The following is a 6955-nucleotide window of genomic DNA, read 5'->3' on the forward strand; positions in this document are numbered from 1 at the left end:
GTACACCATTTGGCTTTACTAGACCTTTAATGATGCCAGAAAGGTCGCGTAGTGGACCTGCAAGAATGTTGGCAACAACAACGTCAGCAAGTAAACCTTCCGGTTGATCTTGTGGTAAGAACACTTCTAGTTGCTCTGCCACGCCATTGCGTTGTGCGTTGTCTTTTGATGCAAGCAGGGCTTGAGGATCAATGTCGATCCCGATAACTTTTGCCGCGCCAAGTTTGATCGCAGCGATCGCTAGGATGCCTGAACCACAACCGAAATCGATCACGGTTTTGCCTGTCAGGTCTAGGCCTTCAAGCCATTCAAGACACAATGCTGTTGTTGGGTGAGTACCGGTACCAAATGCAAGACCAGGGTCTAGCATGACGTTTACAGCGTCAGGTTCAGGGATATCGCGCCAGCTAGGGCAAATCCATAAACGCTCACCAAACTTCATTGGGTGGAAGTTGTCCATCCATTCACGTTCCCAATCCTTGTCTTCAATTTGCTCTACTTTGTGAGCAAAGTCTGCAGGGAACATGTTGCTTGCTTTAATCTGCGCTAGAACGACACCAGTGTCAGTCTCAGCGTCGTAAAGCGCGAGAATGTCAGTATCACCCCAAAGGCGAGTTTCGCCCGGCAGAGGCTCAAATACAGGGGTATCTTGTGCATCCAGGAAAGTTACAGAAAGAGCACCAGTCTCTTCCATTAACATGTCGCCGATTTGTTCGGCATTTTCATTGGTAGCATTAAGCTTGATTTGAATCCAAGGCATGGCTGCATCTTCTATATGAGAAAAATTGGATGGCGAGTCTAGCAGAAAATATGAGCAAATTCACCAAAACCCCACGGAATATAATGGGGATGATGAATTGATTATTGCGAGTATTTACAAACAAAAATGCCCACCGAAGTGAGCATTTATTACTGTTCTACAGAGAACGAATTACGGAAGGCTAGCGTCTATTGTAGACCAAGCTTCTTCTCAAGGTAGTGGATGTTTGCCCCACCGTGTTGGAAGTTTTCGTCGTTCATAATAGACAGTTGAAGCTCAGTATTAACGTTAATACCTTCAACAATCATTTCACCCAATGCGTTCTTCATGCGAGCGATAGCAACATCACGGTTCTCACCGTAAGTGATCAGCTTACCAATCATTGAATCGTAGTGTGGTGGCACTGTGTAACCCGTGTAGATGTGAGACTCCCAACGTACGCCCATACCACCTGGAGCATGGAAACGCGTGATCTTACCCGGAGAGGGTAGGAAACGCACCGGATCTTCTGCATTGATACGACATTCGATTGAGTGGCCGCGCAGCTTAATATCATCCTGTGTGAATGATAGAGGCTGACCAGCAGCAATGCGAAGTTGCTCTTTCACTAGATCGATACCCGTTACCATTTCAGTAATCGTGTGCTCAACCTGGATGCGAGTGTTCATTTCAATGAAGTAGAACTCACCGTTCTCGTATAGGAATTCAAATGTACCTGCGCCGCGGTAACCAATCTCAAGACATGCACGAGTACAACGGTCGCCGATGTATTTACGCATTTCTTCAGTGATACCTGGTGCTGGTGCTTCTTCCACAACTTTCTGGTGACGACGCTGCATTGAACAGTCACGCTCACCTAGGTGGATAGCATTACCTTGACCATCTGCAAGCACTTGTACTTCAATGTGACGTGGGTTTTCTAGGAATTTTTCCATGTAAACCATGTCGTTATTGAAACATGCTTTTGCTTCAGCACGAGTCATTGCGATAGCTTCTGTTAGTTCTTTTTCAGTACGAACAACACGCATACCACGACCGCCGCCGCCGCCAGAAGCCTTGATGATTACAGGGAAACCAATGCGCTTAGCGTGCGCTTTGTTTTTCGCTTCGTCGTCGTCAAGAGGACCGTCAGAACCTGGTACACAAGGTACACCCGCTTTTTTCATTGACGTGATAGCTGACACTTTGTCACCCATCATGCGAATGGTTTCAGCTTTAGGGCCAACGAAGATAAAACCACTGCGCTCTACCTGTTCTGCAAAATCTGCATTTTCAGATAGGAAGCCGTAGCCAGGGTGGATAGCGACTGCACCCGTTACTTCAGCAGCGCTGATGATACGAGGAATGTTCAGGTAGCTATCGATACCACGAGCTGGACCGATACAAATGGTTTCGTCAGCAAGCAGTACGTGCTTAAGATCGCGGTCAGCTGTTGAGTGAACCGCTACCGTTTTGATGCCAAGCTCTTTACATGCTCGCAGAATACGCAGTGCAATTTCACCACGGTTCGCGATTACTAATTTATCTAACATAATGAGTGCTCTCTATTATTCGATAATTACTAGAGCTTGGTCGAATTCTACTGGTTGACCGTCTTCAACTAGGATAGCCGTTACAACACCAGATTTATCAGCTTCGATTTGGTTCATCATTTTCATTGCTTCAACGATACATAGCGTTTCGCCAGCAGTTACAGATTGACCAACCTTAACGAATGGTTTTGCATCTGGGCTTGGAGCGCCGTAGAAAGTACCAACCATTGGAGAAAGAACTTGGTGACCAGCAGGAACTGCAGGAGCTGCCGCTTCTGCAGCTACAGGTGCCGCCGCAGGTGCTGCTGCCGCTACAGGAGCTGGAGCTGCTGCATATTGAATAGGCGCTGCAGATACAGGGCTGTTACGACTGATTCGTACTGACTCTTCACCTTCAGAGATCTCTAGCTCAGAAATACCAGACTCTTCAACCAATTCGATTAGCTTCTTGATTTTGCGAATATCCATTGTTTCTTTCTCTTTATCTGTTGATTGAACTTACTCTTTGACTGAGTAGGTTAGTAATAGTTCGTTGTTTTTATTTACTTTGCGTTGAGCTTGTTGAGCGCAGCGGTCAAAGCAAATTGATAACCTTGGGCACCTAAGCCACAAATCACACCTTCTGCTTTATCAGACAGGTAAGAGTGGTGACGGAATGGTTCACGTGCGTGAACATTCGATAGGTGAACCTCAATAAATGGGATAGCAACACCAAGTAGTGCATCACGCAACGCCACACTGGTATGTGTAAAGGCCGCTGGGTTGATAATAATGAAATCAACATTTTGATAAGCACTATGGATAGCTTCAATCAGCTCATACTCACGATTTGACTGTAAGTGAGATAGCTCAACATCGTGTGTTTTCGCTTGCTCGGTCAATGAGCTAATAATCTGGTCAAGTGTTTGAGAACCGTAGTGTGCAGGCTCTCTAAGGCCTAACAGATTAAGGTTTGGTCCATTTAAAACTAGAATGCGAAACTTTGTAGACATTGTGGGGCTATCTTCCTTTATCGTGTTTACGAACGTGAATGTTGCCATTTTATTGAAAATTTGGGGATAATTTCCAGTAAGAAAAACCCAAATTTAAAAATTAGAACCAGATTATAGCTAATTCAGCGCAAATCGCAGCAATTTACTGGTCTAATCTCCTATTGAGAGAGTGTGAGATTGTTACCAACTTAACAAAAAAGCGCCTTAGCCTTAATTTTGTCGAGGATATTTGAGATCAAGATCAGCCATAAAAAAACCGCCACATAGGTGACGGTTTAGAAAGGAGCTGTTTTAAACAGTAATTACGTAATGTGACGGGTTGCTTATGCCAGTTCCGCTTTCTCTGCAATCAGCTTATCGACCACGCTTGGGTCTGCCAGTGTCGACGTATCGCCTAGGTTGCCAGTATCGCCAGTGGCAATCTTACGCAGGATACGACGCATGATTTTACCTGAACGAGTTTTTGGTAATGAGTCGGTCCAGTGCAGTACATCTGGCGTTGCGATTGGGCCTATCTCTTTGCGTACCCAGTCTTTCACTTCTTTATGAAGCTCTGCGGTCGGGAATTCACCATCATTCAACGTGATGTAAGCGTAAATCGCTTGGCCTTTAATATCATGAGGGATACCTACAATCGCAGCCTCTGCGATCTTATCAAATGCGACTAGAGCCGATTCAATCTCAGCGGTACCCATACGGTGACCTGATACGTTCAGAACGTCATCAACACGGCCAGTAATCCAGTAGTAACCGTCTTCATCACGACGAGCACCATCACTGGTGAAGTACATGCCTTTAAAGGTCGAGAAGTAAGTTTGTTCGAAACGGTCATGATCGCCGTGAACGGTACGCATCTGGCCTGGCCAAGAGTCAAGAATCACTAGGTTGCCGTCTGTTGCACCCTCAATGATGTTACCCATGTTATCAACCAGCGCCGGTTGCACACCGAAGAATGGACGCGTCGCTGAGCCCGGTTTTAGGTCTGTTGCGCCTGGTAGCGGTGCAATCAAGATTCCGCCCGTTTCTGTTTGCCACCATGTATCAACAATTGGAGACTGCTCATTACCGATTGTTTTGTAGTACCACTCCCACGCCTCTGGGTTGATAGGTTCACCCACTGAGCCCATGATTCTTAGGCTGTCACGAGACGTGCCTTCAACGGCTTCATTGCCTTTCGCCATCAAAGCGCGAATCGCTGTTGGTGCAGTATAAAGAATATTAACTTGGTGCTTATCGACCACTTCACTCATGCGGCTGGTGTTCGGGTAGTTCGGCACGCCTTCAAACAGAATGGTTTTTGCACCATTGGCAAGCGGTCCGTAAACAAGGTATGTGTGACCGGTAATCCAACCCACATCGGCTGTACACCAGAAAGTTTCGCCTTCTTGGTAATCGAACACGTATTTGAAGGTCATTGCTGCATAAACGAGGTAACCACCTGTAGTGTGCATAACACCCTTAGGTTTGCCTGTTGAGCCTGACGTATAAAGGATGAATAGTGGATCTTCTGCGTTCATCTCTTCTGGTGGGCAATCTGCAGATACATTAGCAATAGCATCGTGCCACCATACATCGCGGTGTTCGTGCCATGCAACATCGCCGCCAGTACGTTTGAATACTACAACCTTTTCGATGTTCTTCACTTCAGGATTCGTCAGTGCTTCATCGACATTTTTCTTCAGTGGAACCGCACGGCCACCACGCACGCCTTCATCGGCAGTGATAACGACTTTAGAATTTGAATCGATAATACGACCAGACAGTGCTTCTGGGGAGAAACCGCCAAATACCACTGTGTGAACCGCCCCGATACGGGTACATGCCAGCATGGCAACCGCAGCTTCAGGAACCATTGGCATGTATAAACAAACTACATCACCTTTGCGCACGCCTTGCTCTTTTAGAGCATTTGAAAACAGGCACACTTCTTTGTGTAGTTCATTAAAAGTTAGAGTTTTGTCATCCGCCGGATCATCGCCTTCCCAGATGATAGCGACTTCATCACCGCGCTCAGCAAGGTGGCGGTCGATACAGTTAGCCGAAACGTTAAGCGTGCCATCTTCAAACCAGCGAATATCAATGTGGCCAGGGTCGAAAGAGGTATTTTTTACCTGTGTGAAAGGTTTAATCCAATCAACGATTTTTCCGTGTTCACCCCAAAAGCCTTCAGGGTCAGAAACAGATTGCTGGTACATGGCTAGGTAAGTGTCATTATCCGCGTGTGTGGTTGATTTAATATTTTCTTTTACCGGATAAACGTGGGCTTCACTCATTGCATCTCTCCTTGTGCCTACATTCCTAATGAACTGGCAACTTCCTTTGTGTTCAGTTTCTAGGTCTATTACAGAACCGTCGTTGTGTTATCACTCTCGACTAGGACGGCGATTTCCACAATTAGACTTTAGGATGAGACGTTGCTTTTCACTTACAAAATAGCGAGTTAAGTTCATTTTTGAGATGTTGCTCTCTATGTGAAGCGCCAGTGGTTGAATTAAGAATAAGAAGAGTTGAAACGGGGCAGATCACCATGTTTCAGGCGAACAAAGATCAGGGCGGCGGAGATAGCGTCTTGTAATGCATCATGTTTATTGACGGGGATAGGTAAATCGAGCTGGCGACAGATGGCGTCCATACTGAGATCAAAATAGGCATTGGGCAGCTGTCTTTCGAGTTTGTCTTGGTAGAGTTGGCTCACTTCGACTAATCGGTTAGGCAGTGGAAATCCAAGCTGTTTTAAACAGGCGCGGTCGAGAATCTTTTTGTCATAGCGGATGTGATAGCCGACTAAAGGACGATTTCCAATGAAGTTAAGTAGCTCGATTAAAGCCTGTTTTTCTTCGATGCCATGCTTTAGATCTTGATGACGAATGCGGTGGATTTTTATTGAATTGCAATCGAGTGATTGCGGGGCGCGCAATCGGACTTCAAAAGGTTGGCTGGTAATGATTCGGTTACCGATGATCTTGGTCGCAGCAATGGTGACTAATTCTGCCTGATTGGGGTCGAGGCTGGTGGTTTCACAATCGAGAGATACGTATTCGTGATTAGCAGGCGCAGTAAACAGAGGCTGATAAGTAGAGCCTTTGAGTTTATGATGCCAGTAATAACGAACCAATCTATTCATCGTTCAATCGCCTAATCCCGTATCTGATAGTGGTAGCCAAGCCATTGCTTGAATTTTTTGACCACATGCAAGCTATGGCGAAGCAGGTCTCTGTCTGCTCGCTCCATCAATTTGACGTTAATCTTGTTGCTACTGTGCTGCTGAGAAAGTCTTTGGGCTAAGCGCCACTTAAAGAACTGTTTGAGTGCTTCACTAAGGTTATCGGCGGTACTTTGCTCAAGCACTTTCTTACAGACCAACTGTTCAATGCGTTCGAAGGTGTTGTTTACCGTGACACCATGCTCAAGACAGAGTGCCCTCACACCATGCACGATAGGGAAAATACCGCCTTGTTTGATATCGAGCCCTGACTTGGATTGTTTAACATTGCCAAACAGGGTGAGGGGTACTGAGAAGTTCAGAGCCGGTCGGCAGAATTCAGTCAGAATCAATTCTTGTCCGAGCATCAAATCACTTAGGTGCTGCTTTACGGGTTTTAATAACTCTCTATTACCCGCAACGGCGTGTGCATCCGCCATGATCGCGATATCCATCACGGTGTCTGGCG

At 46.1% G+C, this 6955-nt stretch carries 7 protein-coding genes; all 7 read right to left on the minus strand.

Annotation, left to right across the window (positions count from 1 at the left end; all coding sequences use genetic code 11):
- A partial coding sequence (gene prmA, locus AB4496_RS20310; protein ID WP_372131772.1) for a 50S ribosomal protein L11 methyltransferase occupies window positions 1-760 on the minus strand: 760 nt, incomplete at its 3' end.
- Between the two features lie 188 nt (window positions 761-948).
- The gene (gene accC, locus AB4496_RS20315; protein WP_009844691.1) at window positions 949-2292 is read right to left on the minus strand and encodes an acetyl-CoA carboxylase biotin carboxylase subunit; all 1344 of its coding nucleotides are present in this window, start codon (window positions 2290-2292) and stop codon (window positions 949-951) included.
- Between the two features lie 15 nt (window positions 2293-2307).
- Window positions 2308-2760 (minus strand): acetyl-CoA carboxylase biotin carboxyl carrier protein, encoded by a 453-nt coding sequence (gene accB / locus AB4496_RS20320; protein WP_004729736.1) that lies wholly within the window; start codon window positions 2758-2760, stop codon window positions 2308-2310.
- Window positions 2761-2834: 74 nt separating this feature from the next.
- Entirely contained in the window at window positions 2835-3284 is a 450-nt protein-coding gene (gene aroQ, locus AB4496_RS20325; RefSeq protein ID WP_009844692.1) for a type II 3-dehydroquinate dehydratase, read from the minus strand.
- A gap of 323 nt (window positions 3285-3607) precedes the next feature.
- Window positions 3608-5557, minus strand: coding sequence for an acetate--CoA ligase (acs, locus tag AB4496_RS20330; RefSeq protein WP_009844693.1), 1950 nt, complete (start codon window positions 5555-5557; stop codon window positions 3608-3610).
- A 218-nt stretch (window positions 5558-5775) separates the two neighbouring features.
- A complete protein-coding gene (locus AB4496_RS20335; protein ID WP_009844694.1) occupies window positions 5776-6408 on the minus strand; it encodes a 3'-5' exonuclease in 633 nt (210 codons plus the stop codon).
- Between the two features lie 11 nt (window positions 6409-6419).
- Window positions 6420-6955: putative nucleotidyltransferase substrate binding domain-containing protein (locus AB4496_RS20340; RefSeq protein WP_372131774.1), on the minus strand; the 536-nt coding region annotated here is incomplete at its 5' end.

The organism is Vibrio sp. 10N.222.46.A1 (genome assembly GCF_041473595.1).
Lineage (GTDB): Bacteria > Pseudomonadota > Gammaproteobacteria > Enterobacterales > Vibrionaceae > Vibrio > Vibrio tasmaniensis_A.